This is a genomic window from Serratia rhizosphaerae (genome assembly GCF_009817885.1).
In the GTDB taxonomy this organism is placed as follows: domain Bacteria; phylum Pseudomonadota; class Gammaproteobacteria; order Enterobacterales; family Enterobacteriaceae; genus Serratia_B; species Serratia_B rhizosphaerae.
Genome location: NZ_CP041764.1, coordinates 1,331,072 through 1,348,387 on the forward strand (window position 1 = coordinate 1,331,072; position 17,316 = coordinate 1,348,387).

13 protein-coding genes and 1 riboswitch are annotated in these 17,316 nt (G+C 62.1%); of the genes, 9 read left to right on the forward strand and 4 right to left on the reverse strand.

Going from position 1 to position 17,316, the window contains the following annotated elements; translation table 11 throughout:
• Positions 1 to 18: 18 nt before the first annotated feature.
• The 3 genes from FO014_RS06325 to sgrT all read right to left on the reverse strand — a co-directional run bounded on the left by FO014_RS06325 (position 19) and on the right by sgrT (position 3,219).
• Complete coding sequence (locus FO014_RS06325; RefSeq protein WP_160028393.1) at positions 19 to 1,491, reverse strand: DASS family sodium-coupled anion symporter; 1,473 nt, start codon at positions 1,489 to 1,491, stop codon at positions 19 to 21.
• 140 nt (positions 1,492 to 1,631) lie between these two features.
• Positions 1,632 to 2,816: a sugar efflux transporter gene (locus FO014_RS06330; protein ID WP_160028395.1), complete on the reverse strand. Its 1,185-nt coding sequence runs from the start codon at positions 2,814 to 2,816 to the stop codon at positions 1,632 to 1,634.
• Positions 2,817 to 3,042: 226 nt separating this feature from the next.
• Positions 3,043 to 3,219: a glucose uptake inhibitor SgrT gene (gene sgrT, locus FO014_RS06335; RefSeq protein ID WP_105229751.1), complete on the reverse strand. Its 177-nt coding sequence runs from the start codon at positions 3,217 to 3,219 to the stop codon at positions 3,043 to 3,045.
• A gap of 92 nt (positions 3,220 to 3,311) precedes the next feature.
• On the opposite strand from sgrT, the gene sgrR reads away from it, so the two are divergent.
• The 7 genes from sgrR (at position 3,312) to ilvN (ending at position 10,728) form a co-directional block, all read left to right on the forward strand.
• Positions 3,312 to 4,973 (forward strand): HTH-type transcriptional regulator SgrR, encoded by a 1,662-nt coding sequence (gene sgrR / locus FO014_RS06340; protein WP_160028397.1) that lies wholly within the window; start codon positions 3,312 to 3,314, stop codon positions 4,971 to 4,973.
• 37 nt (positions 4,974 to 5,010) lie between these two features.
• Positions 5,011 to 5,109: riboswitch (TPP riboswitch) on the forward strand.
• Between the two features lie 55 nt (positions 5,110 to 5,164).
• Entirely contained in the window at positions 5,165 to 6,151 is a 987-nt protein-coding gene (gene thiB / locus FO014_RS06345) for a thiamine ABC transporter substrate binding subunit (protein WP_160028399.1), read from the forward strand.
• The gene (gene thiP, locus FO014_RS06350) at positions 6,127 to 7,734 is read left to right on the forward strand and encodes a thiamine/thiamine pyrophosphate ABC transporter permease ThiP (RefSeq protein ID WP_111737733.1); all 1,608 of its coding nucleotides are present in this window, start codon (positions 6,127 to 6,129) and stop codon (positions 7,732 to 7,734) included. The genes thiB and thiP overlap by 25 nt, the downstream gene beginning before the upstream one ends.
• A complete protein-coding gene (gene thiQ / locus FO014_RS06355) occupies positions 7,721 to 8,425 on the forward strand; it encodes a thiamine ABC transporter ATP-binding protein ThiQ (protein ID WP_111737734.1) in 705 nt (234 codons plus the stop codon). The genes thiP and thiQ overlap by 14 nt, the downstream gene beginning before the upstream one ends.
• A gap of 86 nt (positions 8,426 to 8,511) precedes the next feature.
• Entirely contained in the window at positions 8,512 to 8,625 is a 114-nt protein-coding gene (gene ivbL, locus FO014_RS06360; RefSeq protein WP_154747116.1) for an ilvB operon leader peptide IvbL, read from the forward strand.
• 111 nt (positions 8,626 to 8,736) lie between these two features.
• Entirely contained in the window at positions 8,737 to 10,431 is a 1,695-nt protein-coding gene (gene ilvB / locus FO014_RS06365; RefSeq protein ID WP_160028401.1) for an acetolactate synthase large subunit, read from the forward strand.
• 3 nt (positions 10,432 to 10,434) lie between these two features.
• A complete protein-coding gene (gene ilvN / locus FO014_RS06370) occupies positions 10,435 to 10,728 on the forward strand; it encodes an acetolactate synthase small subunit (RefSeq protein ID WP_105229745.1) in 294 nt (97 codons plus the stop codon).
• Positions 10,729 to 10,759: 31 nt separating this feature from the next.
• Here the strand turns inward: ilvN and FO014_RS06375 are convergent, their stop codons facing one another.
• Positions 10,760 to 11,527, reverse strand: a complete 768-nt coding sequence (locus FO014_RS06375) for a DedA family protein (protein ID WP_105229744.1) — start codon at positions 11,525 to 11,527, stop codon at positions 10,760 to 10,762.
• A 234-nt stretch (positions 11,528 to 11,761) separates the two neighbouring features.
• Between FO014_RS06375 and FO014_RS06380 the strand changes: the two genes are divergently transcribed.
• Both FO014_RS06380 and rapA read left to right on the forward strand, forming a co-directional pair.
• Positions 11,762 to 14,116, forward strand: coding sequence for a DNA polymerase II (locus tag FO014_RS06380; protein WP_160031368.1), 2,355 nt, complete (start codon positions 11,762 to 11,764; stop codon positions 14,114 to 14,116).
• Between the two features lie 265 nt (positions 14,117 to 14,381).
• Positions 14,382 to 17,288 carry an RNA polymerase-associated protein RapA gene (gene rapA / locus FO014_RS06385; protein WP_160028403.1) on the forward strand — a complete coding sequence of 969 codons (2,907 nt, stop codon included), beginning with the start codon at positions 14,382 to 14,384 and terminating at the stop codon, positions 17,286 to 17,288.
• Positions 17,289 to 17,316 lie beyond the last annotated feature (28 nt).

Below are 17,316 nucleotides of genomic sequence, written 5' to 3' on the forward strand. Positions count from 1 at the left end.
ACCGGCCCCTCGCCACCCTTACCAATATCCCAGCCACTTCCACCAGGCTGCGCCAATCGTCAGCCAAATCAGCAGGTTTACCACGCTCATCACCAGACCGGTTTTCCACCACTCGCCCAGCGTGCTGTAACCGGAGCCGAAAATAATCGGCGCGGTGCCGGTCGCATAGTGGGTCAGCGACATCATCAGCGAAGAAGAGAACGCCAGAATCAGGCCAAGCAGCGCCGGCGGCGCGCCAAGCGCCACGCCTGCGGCGAAGAAGGCGGCAAACATGGCGGTCACGTGCGCCGTGGTGCTGGCGAAGAAGTAGTGAGAATAGAGATACACCAGCGTCAGCAGCAGCGTGCCGCCCACCCAGCTCATCCCCATATGCGCAATACCGGCGCCGACCGTCTGCGACAGCCAGTTAATCAGCCCCAGTTTGCCCAGATAGGTCGCCATCATCACCAGCGCGGAGAACCAGACCACGGTATCCCAGGCGCCCTTCTGCCTCAGGATGTCATCCCAGCTCAGTACGCCGCTGGCCAGCAAAATCGCCAGGCCGATCAGGGCGGCGGTGGTCGGGTTCACCGCCAGCGCCGGACCAAAAATCATCGCCGGAATACCGGCCCACAGCACCAGCAGCAGCGCAAACACCGCCAGCGTAATCTTCTCCGGCAGCGTCACCGGCCCCAGCGCCTGCAGCTGCCGTTTGGCGAAGTTCGGCGCATCCGGGGTGCTTTTAATTTCCGGCGGATAGAGGAAATACACCACCAGCGGCATTACGATCAGCGAACAGAGGCCCGGCAGCAGCGCCGCCAGCGCCCACATGCCCCAGCTCAGCTCCACGCTGTCGTGCGTGCCTTTGGCAATCAGGCTGACCACCAGCGGGTTCGGCGCGGTGGCGGTGATAAACATCGCCGAGGTGATCGGGTTGATGTTGTAGTTCACCAGCGCCAGATAGCGGCCGATCTTGCCGCTGGTGTTTAAGCCGGGGCTGGAGCCGAAGCTGTCGGCGATCGATTTCATAATCGGGTGGATAATCCCGCCGCCGCGCGCGGTGTTGCTCGGCGTCACCGGCGCCAGCGTGGTCTCCGCCAGCGTCAGCGCATAGGCGATGCCCAGCGTCTTTTTGCCGAACAGCGAAATAAAGTAATAGCCGATACGCCCGCCCAGCCCGGTTTTATTCAGGCTGAGCGAGATCATGATAGAGAAGCCGATCAGCCAGATCAGCGGATTGGAAAAGCCGCTCAATGCATCGCCGAGCGCCGCCCCCGGCTTGCCGGGGTTGGTGACGCCGGTCACCGCCACCAGCGCGATGGCGATCACCGATACCGCGCCAATCGGCATCGCCTTGCCGATAATGGCGATAATGGTGCCGATAAACAGCGCCAGCAGTTGCCAGGCGTTGGGTTCAACGCCCTCAGGAACCGGGATGACAAACCAGATAAGCAGCGTGGCGGCAACGGCAATCAGGGAGGGAACAGGCTTGAGCGGCGTTAGTTTATCCATAACATACCCACGAGATTCAACGGAGAGGCGCGGCGGCGGCGTGGAGCAAAATCAACGACGCCGACGCCTTATGTCCGTTTAGCTTGCGACTATGGGCTAATGTTCTCAATGATTTACATCAATGTTAACGAAAATAGCGGTTAAACCTCCCGCACGCGGGCGCACAGCCACCAGGAGAGCGCCGCCAACGCCGCCGCCAGCCAATACACCGCGTAGTGTCCCAGATTCTCCACCAGCGCCCCCTGCAGCACCCCGGCTAAAATGACGCCGGTGGAGATACTGTTGGTAAACATGGTGGTCGCCGCGCCGGGACGCGCCGGCATCAAATCCTGAAAATAGAGCATGCCGATGCCGGCAATAATGCCGATAAAGATCGCGTTGAACAGCTGCAGGCCAATCAGCGCCAGTTTAGCGGTGAACAGCGTCAGGCCAAGATAAAACAGCAGGCCGGCCGCCACGGCGAACAGCATCATCCGGCGCTTGCCGAAACGCTTGACCACATAGCCCGCCAGCAGCATAGCCGGGATTTCCAGCCCGGCGGCGATGCCCATCAGAATGCCGGCCAGCCGCTCCGGCAGCCCGAGATCGCGGGTGATATACAGCGGCATATCGATGATATACATGGTGTTGCAGGTCCACATCAGCATCGAGGCGACAAACAGCCGGCGCACGTCGCGGTTGCGCCAGGCGCTGGGCGGCGCGACCGGCGTCACATTCAGGCTGCCGGTTTGCGCCTCGCGCGGCACCGAAGGCAGGCAAAACCCCACCAGCAGCGCGCTGACAACAAAGATCCCCGCGGCGATCAGGAACATGGTGGTAAAACCGTAATTGAGCGCCAGCATAAACGACAGCGGCGGGCCGATGACCCAGGCCAGCGACAGCTGGGCACGCATCACCGAGCTGAACATCACCACTTCACGGCCGCTGCTGTCGGCATATTCCCGCGCCAGGGCGAAAATCTGCGGCATCGCGGTATTGGCCAGCGCCGCCATCAGCACGCCGGCGGTAATCAGCGTCAGATAGTCGCGGTTAAAGGCGAACAGCAGGCAGTTGCCTACCGCCATCAGACAGCAGCCTAAAATCAGCTTACGCCTGTCGCCGCGGGTGTCCGAGCGTTTGGCCAGCAGGAAGCTCACCACGATGCCGGCCACCGCGTTGACGGTATAAAACAGCCCGACCCACAGCGGCCGCACTTTGACTTCCGAGGTCAGAAACAGGCTGAGCGTCGGCGTCTGCAACGCCCCGGCGATACCGGCCAGAAAAGCGACGGCAAGGAATGCGGCGAAAACGGGGTTAAAACGGCGTAGCGACCAACGGTTATTCATAGCGGCATTCCTGAACAAGGCGAAAACGGCGCAATAAAAAAATCAGTGTAGAGTAGAAGAAGTCAGCGAATAGTAAAAGCACCGCCCGACAACGGCAATCACCCGCCGCAAATAAAAATGCCAGTGGGTCGCCCCACTGGCTGGTGAAAAGCACCATTACTCAGAAACACTTGGTCTCCCCAGGTTTTCAGACGTCGTCTGAAAACCCACGGATAGCGGGGAAAGATCAGAGGCGCTTACGATAGGCTTCGTCGCTCAGCGTCGGCATATCCCACTGGGTTAAATGGGACAATATTTCCAGCCTGGCCTGCTCCGGCACCAGCCGGGTCAGCCAGTCGGCGTGCTGGCGGCGAACGGCGGCGAAATAGCGCTGATAAAACTGTTTCGACAGTAAAACGTTCATAAGCCCGCCCTCCTCTCTTTCATCTGAGCAAATTATCGGCGTAATATAGGGAAAGATAAATTGTCGGATTACTGTCGGGGAGTTCCTCTTTTATGTCCACGCCACGCCTGCAACAGCAGTTTATTCGTCTCTGGCAACGCTGCCAGGGCGAAGCCCGCGATACCACGCTGCAGGAGCTGGCCGACGCGCTCAGCTGTTCGCGCCGTCATGTACGCTCGCTGCTTGGCGCCATGCAGCAACAGGGCTGGCTGACCTGGCAGGCGGAGGCCGGGCGCGGCAAGCGTTCGCGGCTGGCGTTTCACTACACCGGCCTGGCGCTGCAGCAACAGCGGGCGGAAACGCTGCTGGAACAGGATCGCATCGACCAGCTGGTGCAGCTGGTCGGCGATAAAAAAGTGGTGCGACAGATGCTGCTGTCCCAACTGGGACGCAGTTTCCGCCAGGGTAAACATATCCTGCGCGTGCTCTACTACCGGCCGCTGTCCAATCTGCTGCCCGGTTCGGCGCTGCGCCGTTCGGAGACGCACCTGGCCCGGCAGATTTACAGCGGCCTGACGCGGATAAATGAGGAAAACGGGGAACTGGAGTCCGACCTTTCCCATCACTGGCAGGCGCTGACCCCGCTGCACTGGCGCTTCTATCTGCGCCCCGCTATCCACTTTCATCATGGACGCGAGTTGGAGATGGAAGACGTTATCCAGACGCTGACGCGCCTGACGTCGCAGCCGCTGTTCGCCCATATCGCACGCGTCGACTCGCCGACGCCCCATGTGATCGATGTGCATCTGCACAGCCCCGATTACTGGCTGCCCTGGCTGCTTGGCAGCGTGCCGGCCATGATTCTGCCGCAGGAATGGCGCACTCTGCCGGATTTTGCCCGCCATCCGATCGGCACCGGCCCGTACAGCGTGGTGCATAACCAGCAGAGCCAGCTGAAGATCCAGGCGTTTGACGATTACTTCGGCTATCGCGCCCTGATCGATGAAGTGAATATCTGGGTCCTGCCGGATATCACCGAAGAGCTGATGCACTCCGGCGTGCAGCTGCAGGCCGACGATACCGGCAAAAATGAGCTGGAAAGCCGGCTGGAGGAAGGCTGCTACTTTCTGCTGTTCGACCGGCGTTCGCCCGTCGGCGACGATCCGGCCATCCGCAGCTGGCTGTGCGAACTGCTCAATCCTATTGCCCTGCTGAACCTCTCCGGGCCGGTCAGCCAGCGCTACTGGTCGCCGGCCTACGGCATTTTGCCGCGCTGGCACCATAACCGCGAACTGGCCCAGCGGCCGAAACCCGCCGCTCTGCGCCGGCTGACGCTGACCTACTACGGTGAGCACTCGGAGTTCAACGCCATCGGCGACGCCCTGCAGCCGCTGCTGGCGCAGCACGGCGTAGAACTGACGGTCAATATCGTCGATTACGACGTCTGGCACCGGGGAGAGGCGCAGAGCGATCTGTGGCTCGGCAGCGCCAATTTCACCCTGCCGCTGGAGTTTTCACTGTTCGCCACCCTGTATGAGCTACCGCTGCTGCAACACTGCATGAGCGAAGATCTGGCGCAGGACGCCGCGCTGTGGCGCGATAACCGTCTGCCGCTGGCGGAATTTTGTCGCCGGCTGGTCAGCCAGCATCAGTTGCATCCGCTGTTCCATCACTGGCTGCAGCTGCACGGCCAGCGCAGCATGCGCGGCGTACGGATGAATACGCTGGGCTGGTTCGACTTCAAATCCGCCTGGTTCGCGCCGCCGGAGACATAAGCATCTTTCGCCAGCGGCGCTAACTCTTTACAATAGCGCCGTCTCAACGGGGTGCGAAACAAGGTTTTCGCTGAGAGCAAACCCGTCGAACCTGAACCGGCTAATACCGGCGGAGGGATTTGAGTGCCAGCCAACCGGCTCCCCAGGAGCCCCTCAGATGCCTTTGCTGCCCTAACTATCAGGAGTGCAAAGTGATCAAGAAATTCCTGCCTTGCCTGTTGCTGCTGGCCGCCGCGCCGGCGCTGGCGAAAGACACGCTGACGGTTTACACCTACGACTCCTTCGCCGCCGACTGGGGCCCTGGCCCGGCAATCAAAAAAGCCTTTGAGGCCGACTGCAACTGCGAACTGAAATTCGTGGCGCTGGAAGACGGCGTCTCACTGCTTAATCGTCTGCGGATGGAAGGCAAAAACAGCAAGGCGGACGTGGTGCTGGGGCTGGATAACAACCTGCTGCAGGCGGCGCGCCAGACCAGACTGTTCGCCGCCAGCACGGTGGACCACTCGCGGCTGAACGTGCCCGGCGGCTGGCAGGACAGCACCTTTATCCCCTATGACTACGGCTACTTCGCCTTTGTCTACAACAAAGACCGGCTGAAAAACCCGCCGAAGAGCCTGAAAGAGCTGGTGGAAAGCGACCAGCCGTGGAAAGTGATCTATCAGGATCCGCGCACCAGCACCCCGGGTCTCGGCCTGCTGCTGTGGATGCAGAAAGTCTATGGCGACGCCGCGCCGCAGGCCTGGCAGAAGCTGGCGAAGAAAACCGTCACCGTCACCAAAGGCTGGAGCGAAGCCTATGGTCTGTTCCTGAAAGGAGAAGGCGATCTGGTGCTGAGCTATACCACTTCGCCGGCCTACCATCTGCTTGAAGAGAAAAAAGACGCTTACGCCGCCGCCAACTTCAGCGAAGGGCACTACCTGCAGGTCGAAGTCGCCGCTAAATTGCAGGCCAGCCGCCATCCGCAGCTGGCGGAGCGCTTTATGCAGTTTATGCTGACGCCGGCGTTCCAGAACGCCATCCCGACCGGCAACTGGATGTATCCGGCGATCAAAACCCCTCTGCCGGCCGGCTTTGCGCAACTGCCGGTGCCGCAGACCGCGCTGCAATATCGCGCGGATGAGGTGGCAAAACAGCGAGGCAACTGGATCCGTTCATGGCAAAGCGCCGTCAGCCGTTAATCCCCCACTGGCTGTGGCCGGGGCTGCTGGCCGCCGGCCTGATTCTGCTGGTGGCCGCGCTGGCCTTCGGTTCGCTGCTGAACCATGCGCCGCACAGCGACGCCCTGTCGATATGGCAGGATGACTACCTGTGGCACGTAGTGCGCTTCACCTTCTGGCAGGCGCTGCTGTCGGCGCTGATCTCGGTGCTGCCCGCCATCCTGCTGGCGCGGGCGCTGTACCGCCGCCGCTTCCCCGGCCGCGCGTTGCTGCTGCGTTTGTGCGCCATGACGCTGGTGCTGCCAGTGCTGGTGGCGGTGTTCGGCCTGCTCAGCGTCTACGGCCGGCAGGGCTGGCTGGCGGCGCTGTGCGCCTGGCTGGGGCTCGACTATCAGTTCTCGCCTTACGGCCTGCAGGGGATTCTGCTGGCGCATATGTTCTTCAACCTGCCGCTGGCGACCCGCCTGCTGCTGCAGGCGCTGGAAAACGTGCCGGTTGAACAGCGTCAGCTTGCCGCACAGCTGGGCATGAACGGCTGGCAGCAGTTCCGCTTTGTCGAATGGCCGGCGCTGCGCCGTCAGATCCTGCCGGGCGGCGCACTGATCTTCATGCTCTGCTTCGCCAGTTTCGCCACCGTACTCTCGCTGGGCGGCGGGCCGCAGGCCACCACCATCGAGCTGGCCATCTACCAGGCGCTGAGCTACGACTATGACCTTAGCCACGCCGCGCTGCTGGCGCTGATCCAACTGGCCTGCTGTCTGGGGCTGGTGATGCTCAGCCAGCGTCTCAGCCAGGCGCTGCCGGTGGGCGCAACGCAGGCGATGCAATGGCGCAACCCGCAGGACAGCCGCCGCCGGCGTCTGACCGATGCGCTGCTGATCGTCGCCGCTCTGCTATTACTGCTGCCGCCGCTGCTGGCGGTGGTGGTCGACGGCGCCAATCAGGCAATCGCCAGCGTGCTGCAGCAGCCGGCGCTGTGGCAGGCGCTGTTCACCTCGTTGCGCATCGCCGTCGGCGCCGGCCTGCTATGTCTACTGCTGACCATGATGCTGTTGTGGAGCAGTCGCGAGCTGAAACTGCGCCAACAGCGACGCTGGGGCCAGGCGCTGGAACTGAGCGGCATGCTGATTCTGGCGATGCCCGGCATCGTGCTGGCTACCGGCTTTTTCCTGCTGCTGAACGACACCGTTGGGCTGCCGCAGTCGCCCTATGCGCTGGTGATCCTGACCAACGCGCTGATGGCGGTGCCCTATGCGCTGAAAGTGCTGGAAAACCCGATGCGCGACGTGGCGGAGCGCTACAACCCGCTGTGCCTGTCGCTGGGCATGCAGGGCTGGCGGCGGCTGCGCTGGATCGAACTGCGCGCCCTGCGTCGCCCGCTGGCGCAGGCGCTGGCCTTCGCCTGCGTGCTGTCGATCGGCGATTTCGGCGTGGTGGCACTGTTCGGCAACGAGCAGTTCCGCACCCTGCCGTTCTATCTTTACCAGCAGATCGGCGCCTATCGCAGCAATGACGGTGCGGTCACCGCCCTGTTATTGTTATTACTGTGCTTCCTGCTTTTTACCCTGATTGAACGTTTACCGGGCCGCGATGATAGAACTTAACCAACTGACCTACCTGTATGAGCACCTGCCGATGCGCTTTGATCTGCGCATCCGCCCGGGCGAACGCGTGGCGGTGCTCGGGCCGAGCGGCGCGGGGAAAAGCACCCTGCTCAGCCTGATTGCCGGCTTTCTGAGCGCGGACGGCGGCAGCCTGCGTCTTGACGGCGACGACCATACCCGCACGCCGCCGGCGCAGCGGCCGGTGTCTATGCTGTTTCAGGAAAACAATCTGTTCGCCCACCTGACGGTGGAACAAAACATCGGGCTGGGGCTGGATCCCGGTCTCAGGCTGAACGCCGGGCAAAAACGGCAGCTGGCGCAGATAGCCGATCAGGTCGGCCTGACGGAACACCTGCCGCGCCTGCCGTCGCAGCTCTCCGGCGGCCAGCGCCAGCGCGCCGCGCTGGCCCGCTGTCTGATCCGCCAGCGGCCGATTCTGCTGCTGGACGAACCTTTCTCTGCGCTCGACCCGGCGCTGCGCGGCGAGATGCTGCAATTGCTGGATACGGTGTGCCGACAGCGCGAACTGACGCTGCTGATGGTGTCGCACAACCTGGACGACGCCGCGCGCATCGCCCCGCGCACGCTGCTGGTGGTGGACGGCCGCATCTATTATGACGGCCCGACGCAGCCGCTGCTGGACGGCAGCGCCCCCGCAGCGCGCATCCTGGGCATCAACGGAAAAGCGTGATCTGACGCGCGTTTTTTATTCTGCGGCAATAAAGCGGTTGTGCGAATTTTGCACCTGTGCTTTTATAAAATCCTGAGTTTTTACTGATGATAAGGTTCCCTGTGATCGCATCCTCGCTGACTTCGACCCTACTAGTTACCGCGCTACCAGCCGCGGTGGTCGTCGTGCGTGTGGTGGTGGTCGTCGGCAATGCGCCGTAGGGTCCGAATCAACGCATCGATTCCCAAACCCCGCCGGCGCAAACCGGGCGGGGTTTCTTGTTTTAGCACCCTGCCCGCCAAAGCTCACCGGCCTTGAGAAAGGACAGGAACATGGCAATTACGGGCACGCCTCACGCAGGCAAACGCTTTACCGGCGCGCAGCTGATCGTTCATCTGCTGGAGCGTCAGGGCATCACCACCGTCGCCGGCATTCCCGGCGGCGCTGCGCTGCCGCTGTATGACGCGTTAAGCCAAAGCGCCACCATCCGTCACGTGCTGGCGCGTCACGAACAGGGCGCCGGTTTTATGGCGCAGGGCATGGCGCGCGCCAACGGTAAAGCGGCGGTCTGCATCGCCTCCAGCGGCCCAGGCGCCACCAACCTGGTCACCGCCATCGCCGACGCCAAGCTCGACTCCATTCCGCTGGTGTGCATTACCGGCCAGGTGCCCTCCTCAATGATCGGCACCGACGCCTTTCAGGAAGTGGACACCTACGGCATGTCCATCCCGATCACCAAACACAACCATCTGGTACGCGACATCCGCGAACTGCCACAGGTAATCTGTGATGCGTTCCGCATTGCCGAATCCGGCCGCCCCGGCCCGGTGTGGATCGACGTGCCGAAGGATATTCAAACCGCCGAGATTGAGCTGGACCAGCTGCCGCCGCTGGCGCAGCCGGACACCGCGCCGGCCTTCAACCCCGCCGACGTGGCCCGGGCGGCGGCGATGATCAATCAGGCCCAGCGGCCGATTCTCTATCTGGGCGGCGGCATTATCTGCGCCGACGCGCACCGCGCCGCGCTGCAGCTGGCCGAGCGCGCCAGCCTGCCGACCACCATGACGCTGATGGCGCTGGGCGCCATGCCGGTCGACCATCCGTTATCGCTGGGGATGCTGGGCATGCACGCCGCGCGCAGCACCAACTTTATCCTGCAGGAGGCCGATCTGCTGGTGGTGCTGGGCGCGCGCTTTGACGACCGCGCTATCGGCAAAACCGAGCAATTCTGCCCGAACGCCAAAATTATCCACGTAGATATCGACCGGGCGGAGCTGGGCAAGGTGAAGCAGCCGCAGGTGGCGATCCACGGCGATGTCGGACAGGTGCTGCAACAGCTGCTGCCGCAGATCGACGCCCAGCCGCGCAGCGCCTGGCTGAATACCGTCAACGACCTCAAGCACGAATTTCCGTTCAGCATGCCGCACGCCGACGAACCGCTCAGCCATTACGGACTGGTGCTGGCCGCCGCGCGCTGCGTGGATGAAAGCGCCATCGTCACCACCGACGTCGGCCAGCATCAGATGTGGGTGGCGCAGGCCTATCCGCTGCGCCGTCCGCGCCAGTGGCTGACCTCCGGCGGGCTGGGCACCATGGGCTTCGGTCTGCCGGCGGCGATCGGCGCGGCGCTGGCCGAACCGCAACGCAAGGTGCTGTGCTTTTCCGGCGACGGCAGCCTGATGATGAACATTCAGGAGATGGCCACCGCGGTCGAGCACCATCTGGACGTCAAAATCATCCTGATGAACAACCAGGCATTGGGACTGGTGCATCAGCAGCAAACCCTGTTCTATCAGCAGCGCATCTTTGCCGCCGCCTATCCGCAGCGTACCGATTTCCTAGCCATCGCCGCCGGCTTCGGGCTGGACACCTGTGACCTGAACGCCGCCGCCGATCCGCAGGCCGCATTGGCGGAGGCTATTGCGCGCCCCGGCCCGTGCCTGATCCATGCGCTGATCGACACTAACGAAAAAGTATTCCCGATGGTGCCGCCGGGCGCCGCCAACATCGACATGATTGGAGAATAAGCCATGCTACAACCTCAACAGAAATCACAGGTCATTCTCGAACTGGCGGTCCGCAACCACCCCGGCGTGATGTCGCACGTCTGCGGCCTGTTCGCCCGCCGTGCGTTTAACGTGGAAGGTATTCTGTGTATGCCGCTGAAAGACGGCAGGCAGAGCCGCATCTGGCTGCTGGTGGCCGATGACCAGCGGCTGGTGCAGATGATCAGTCAGGTGGAAAAGCTGGAGGATGTGCTGCAGGTAAAACGCCACAGCGAAGACCTGCGGGTATTTGAACAGCTGGAAGCGTTTTTCCAGTAATGAAACGGGGCGGAACACTCCACCCCTCAGGTCACCCGGCCAGCACCTGCCACAGCAGATGGCGGTATACCGGCATCAGCGGCTGCTGGCTCATCAGGTAACAGCAGACGGCGGCGGCGATCCAGCCGACCACGCAGGCCATACGCAGCCGCAGCGGCGTCAGCCAGCGGCTTAGTCGGTCGCTGCCGCGTTTGTCTTCCCGCCACCAGCGCCAGCTGAGCCAGGCGGCCAGCCACAGCAGGACTATCGAACCAAACAGCAGCCACTTAAACAGCGCGCTGTTGTCCGAGGACGGAATATCAATCGCCACCCCCGCCAGAATGCCGGGGAAGAAGTAGACCGGCGGCCAGGTAATGCAGCCGATAATATTCGGCAACGCAAATTTATACGGCGGTAAATCGAGCATGCCGGCCACCATCGGCACCAGAGGCCTCGTCGGCCCGACGAAACGCCCCAGCAGCACGGTAAAGATGCTGTGCTGATGCAGCGCATGTTCGGTGCGGTCAAGCATCGCCTTATGCTTCTGCAGGAACGACCAGCGGTGCAGCGGCTCTTTAAACGCCCGGCCGATAAAATAGGAGATCCAATCGCCGAGGAAACAGCCGATACCGCCGGCCGCCCAGGCCAGATACAGATCCACCTGGCCGCTGCCGATCAGTGCGCCAACGCTGGCCATCATCACGGTGCCCGGCAGCAGCAACCCCACCAGCGCCAGCGATTCCAGGAAGGTCACCAAAAAAATGACCATCAGAGTGAAAGCCAATGATTGAGCGAGCAAATGTTGTAAATAGGCTTCCATCAAACCTCTGTTCGTTATCTAAAGCGCCTGGGCGAAGGATTGTCCGGTGCGGGCCAGAGTGAGTCAACTCCTGAATTGTATGCGTTTTTGGCAGTGCGGCCACAGGGGATGCAATACTGTATAAAAAACCATGTTATACTTTACGTCTGACAACGCATCGGCGCCGCCCGCGCGATGCCTTCCTACTCGGCTACGCAGATAAATACCGCCTTGAACGATAACGCCGCATCCCCGATGCAGGGTTTCCTGCTCACCCGCCACTGGCGCGATACGCCAGCCGGCACCGAAGTCGAATTCTGGTTGGCGACGGATCGCGGCCCGCAACGGCTGCGCCTGCCGCCGCAGACTTCGGTGGCGTTTATTCCCGCAGAGCAGCGTCAGCGGGCGGAACTGCTGCTGCGCGGCGAACGGCACTGGGAGTTGAAAGCGCTGCCGCTGCGGGATTTTCACGCCCGGCCGGTGCTGGGGCTGTATTGCCGCCAGCATCGTCAACTGATCAAGCTGGAAAAAATGCTGAAGGAGAACGGCGTCAGCGTCTATGAGGCCGATATCCGTCCGCCGGAGCGCTATCTGATGGAGCGCTTTATCACCGCGCCGGTCTGGTTCAGCGGACGGCCCGGCGGCGACGGCGTATGGCTTAACGGCCAGATGAAGCCGGCGCCGGACTACCGCCCGCAGTTGAAATTGGTATCGCTGGATATTGAAACCACCGCCCACGGCGAACTGTATTCCATCGCGCTGGAGGGCTGCGGCCAGCGGCAGGTGTATATGCTCGGCCCGCCCAACGGCGGCAGCGAACCGCTGGATTTCGCGCTGGAGTACTGCACCAGCCGGCCGCAGCTGCTGGAGCGCCTGAACCAGTGGCTGGAGCGCCACGATCCGGACGCCATCATCGGCTGGAACCTGATCCAGTTTGATTTGCGCGTGCTGCAAAAACACGCCGAACGCTACCAGATCCCGCTGCTTTTCGGCCGCGGCGGCAGCCCGCTGGAGTGGCGCGAACACGGCTTTAAACAAAACCACTTCTTTTGCTCCGCCGCCGGCCGGCTGATTATCGATGGTATTGAAGCGCTGAAGTCCGCCACCTGGAACTTCCCCTCCTTCAGCCTGGAATACGTGGCGCAGACCCTGCTGGGAGAAGGCAAGTCCATCGATAACCCCTACCAGCGCATGGCGGAAATCGACCGGCAGTTTGCCGAAGATAAACCGGCGCTGGCGCGCTACAACCTGAAAGACTGCGAGCTGGTGACGCGGATTTTCGCCGCCACCGAACTGCTGCCCTTCTTACTGGAGCGCGCCACCGTCACCGGGCTGGCGGCGGACCGCAGCGGCGGTTCGGTAGCGGCCTTCAGCCATCTGTATATGCCGCGCATGCATCGTCAGGGCTACGTGGCGCCCAACCTCGGCGAACTGCCGGAAGAGCACAGCCCCGGCGGCTTCGTGATGGATTCACAGCCCGGCCTGTACGACTCGGTGCTGGTGCTGGATTACAAAAGCCTGTACCCCTCGATCATCCGTACTTTCCTGATTGACCCGGTCGGGCTGGTGGAGGGCATGCTGCACCCGGACGATGCCGATTCGGTGCCCGGCTTTCGCAACGCGCGCTTCTCACGCAGCAAACACAGCCTGCCGGCGATCGTCAGCCAGATCTGGCAGGGGCGCGAACAGGCGAAACAACAGCACAACAAGCCGCTGTCGCAGGCGTTGAAAATCATTATGAACGCCTTCTACGGCGTGCTTGGCGCCAGCGGCTGCCGCTTCTTCGACCCCCGGCTGGCGTCATCGATCACCCTGCGCGGCCATGAGATCATGCGGCAAACCCGGGAACTGATCGAAGCCCGCGGCTATCAGGTAATTTACGGCGATACCGACTCCACCTTCGTCTGGCTGAAACAGGCGCACGACGAACAGCAGGCGACGCAGATCGGCCGCGAGCTGGTGCAATATGTCAATCAGTGGTGGCAACAGCATCTGCAGCAGAACTACCGGCTGACCAGCGCGCTGGAGCTGGAGTTTGAAACCCACTACAGCCGCTTTCTGATGCCCACCATCCGCGGCGCGGAACAGGGCAGTAAAAAACGCTATGCCGGCCTGATCGCCAAACCCGGCGCCGAGCCGCAGATGGTGTATAAAGGGCTGGAAACGGTGCGCACCGACTGGACGCCGCTGGCGCAGCAGTTCCAGCAGCAGCTGTATCAGCGTATTTTCCTGCGCCAGCCGTATCAGGACTTTGTGCGCGACTACGTCGCCAAAACGCTGGCCGGCGAATTTGACGATCAGCTGGTATACCGCAAACGCCTGCGGCGCCAGTTGGACGACTATCAGCGCAACGTGCCGCCGCACGTCCGGGCGGCGCGCATCGCCGACGACTATAACCGCCGGCAGGGCCGCCCGCTGCAGTACCAAAACGGCGGCTGGATCAGCTATGTGATCACCCTGGCCGGGCCGGAGCCGCTGGAAACGCAAAGTTCGCCGCTCGACTACCAACATTACCTGGAGCGCCAGCTGCAACCGGTGGCAGACGCTATACTTCCCTTCCTGCACGATGATTTTACCACCCTGGTTACCGGGCAGATGGGATTGTTTTGATACCAGCACGGATCGGGAAAACCCCACGGAACGGGCGTGTTAGGACAGAATGCGGGAAGATAAAATTCCTCCGGTTTTGCAGGTGACGAACGCGCCGCCTTCCATTACCATAGCGCCCTTCCCAAATTCTTAACCACTGGCCATGCCGTCTTGCGACGTCCGCATGGAGTGAACAGCTATTGCCCGCCCAATCAGAATAAACGGGTATGAACAGGCGCTGCGCCGCAGCGAGAAGACTTACTTAAAAGAATCGAGCCGATAATATATGCCTTTTACTCTTGGTCAACGCTGGATCAGCGACACGGAAAGCGAATTAGGTCTGGGAACCGTCGTGGCGCTGGATGCGCGCATGATTACCCTGCTTTTCCCCGCCACCGGTGAAAACCGTCTCTACGCCAGAAATGATTCACCCATCACCCGCGTGATGTTTAACCCGGGCGATACCATCACCAGCCATGAAGGCTGGCAGCTTCAGGTAGAGGAAGTGAAAGAGGACAACGGGCTGCTGACCTATATCGGCACCCGCACGGACACGCAGGAAAGCGGCGTGGCGATGCGTGAAGTGCTGCTGGACAGCAAGCTCACCTTCAGCAAACCGCAGGACCGCCTGTTCGCCGGTCAGATTGACCGTATGGATCGTTTCGCGCTGCGCTTCCGCGCGCGCAAATACCTCAGCGAGCAGTATCGTCTGCCGTTCGCCGGCCTGCGCGGCATGCGCGCCAGCCTGATCCCGCACCAGCTGCACATCGCCTATGAAGTGGGCCAGCGCCATGCGCCGCGCGTATTGCTGGCGGACGAAGTCGGGCTGGGCAAAACCATCGAAGCCGGCATGATTATCCACCAGCAGCTGCTGGCCGGCCGCGCCGAGCGCGTGCTGATCGTGGTGCCGGAAACGCTGCAGCATCAGTGGCTGGTGGAGATGATGCGCCGCTTCAACCTGTACTTCTCGCTGTTCGACGACAGCCGCTACGCCGAAGCCAAGCTCGACAGCAGCAACCCGTTCGAAACCGAACAGCTGGTGATCTGCTCGCTGGACTTTGTGCGCCGCAACAAACAGCGCCTGGAAGAGCTGTCCGACGCCCAGTGGGACCTGTTGGTGGTCGATGAAGCCCACCACCTGGCCTGGAGCGAGGACGCCCCGAGCCGCGAATACCAGGTCATCGAGCAGCTGGCGGAACATACCCCCGGCGTACTGCTGCTGACGGCAACGCCGGAACAGCTGGGGCAACAGAGCCACTTCGCCCGCCTGCGCCTGTTGGATCCGAACCGCTTCCACGACTATCAGGAGTTCGTCACCGAACAGCAAAAATACCGTCCGGTGGCCGACGCCGTCACCCTGCTGCTGAGCGGTGAGCATCTGGCCAACGACAAACTGAACCTGCTGGGCGAGCTGATCGAAGAGCAGGATATCGAACCGCTGCTGAAAGCGGCCAACGGCGACGGCGAAAACAGCGAGTCCGCTCGTCAGGAACTGGTGACCATGCTGATGGACCGCCACGGCACCAGCCGCGTGCTGTTCCGCAACACCCGCCATGGCGTCAAAGGCTTCCCGCACCGTAACCTGCACCAGATCAAGCTGCCGCTGCCTGACCAGTACCAGACGGCGATCAAAGTGTCCGGCATCATGGGCGCGAAAAAGAGCCTGGAAGCCCGCGCGCGCGACATGCTGTACCCGGAGCAGATCTATCAGGAGTTTGAGGGCGAAAACGCCACCTGGTGGAACTTTGACCCGCGCGTTGAGTGGCTGCTGAACTACCTGATCGCCAACCGCCATGAAAAAGTGCTGGTGATCTGCGCCAAGGCGACCACCGCCCTGCAGCTGGAACAGGTGCTGCGCGAGCGGGAAGCCATCCGCGCCGCGGTGTTCCACGAAGGGCTGAGCATCATCGAACGCGATCGGGCGGCCGCCTATTTCGCTTCCGAAGAGGACGGCGCCCAGGTGCTGCTGTGCTCTGAAATCGGCTCTGAAGGACGCAACTTCCAGTTCGCCAGCCAGCTGGTGATGTTCGATCTGCCGTTCAACCCGGATCTGCTGGAGCAGCGCATCGGCCGTCTGGACCGTATCGGCCAGCAGCACGATATTCAGATCATGGTGCCGTATCTGGAAAACACCGCGCAGGCGGTGCTGGGGCGCTGGTTCCATGAAGGCCTGGACGCCTTTGAACACACCTGCCCGACCGGCCGCACCATCTATGACAGCAGCTACGAGCGCCTGATCGGCTACCTCGCCGCACCGACCGAGCAGGCCGGGCTGGACGAGTTTATCCACGCGTGCCGCCAGCAGCATGACCAGCTGAAAGCCCAGTTGGAACAGGGACGCGACCGTCTGCTGGAGATGCACTCCAACGGCGGCGACAAAGCGCAGGCGCTGGCGGACGCCATCGCCGAACAGGACAACGACGTCAATCTGGTGAGCTTCGCGCTGAACCTGTTTGATATTGTCGGTATCAATCAGGAAGACCGCAGCGATAACCTGATCGTGCTGACGCCGTCCGACCATATGCTGGTGCCGGATTTCCCGGGACTGCCGCAGGACGGCTGCACCGTGACTTTCGATCGTGAGCAGGCGCTGTCGCGTGAAGACGCGCAGTTCGTCAGCTGGGAACACCCGATTATCCGCAACGGGCTGGACCTGATCGTCTCCGGCGATACCGGCAGCTGCGCGCTGTCGCTGCTGAAGAACAAGGCGCTGCCGGTCGGTACGCTGTTGGCGGAGCTGGTGTACGTGGTCGAAGCGCAGGCGCCGAAGCATCTGCAGCTGACGCGCTTCCTGCCGCCAACGCCGATCCGCATGCTGCTGGACCGCAAAGGCACCAATCTGGCGGGGCAGGTGGAGTTTGAAAGCTTTAACCGCCAGCTGAACGCCGTTAACCGCCACACCTCCAGCAAGCTGGTCAACGCCGTCCAGCAGGACGTGCACGCCATGCTGCAGCAGGCGGAAAGCCTGGTGGAAGCCGAGGCGCGTACGCTGATCGAGCAGGCCAAACAAGAGGCCGACGATAAGCTGAGCAACGAACTGGCGCGTCTGGAAGCGCTGAAAGCGGTAAACCCGAACATCCGCGACGACGAAGTCGAAACGCTGGAGTTCAACCGTAAGCAGGTGCTGGCAAACCTTAACGACGCCAGCTGGCGTCTGGACGCCATTCGTCTGGTGGTTGTCACTCACCAATAACCGGCGATGCACGGGGAGCCACCGCTCC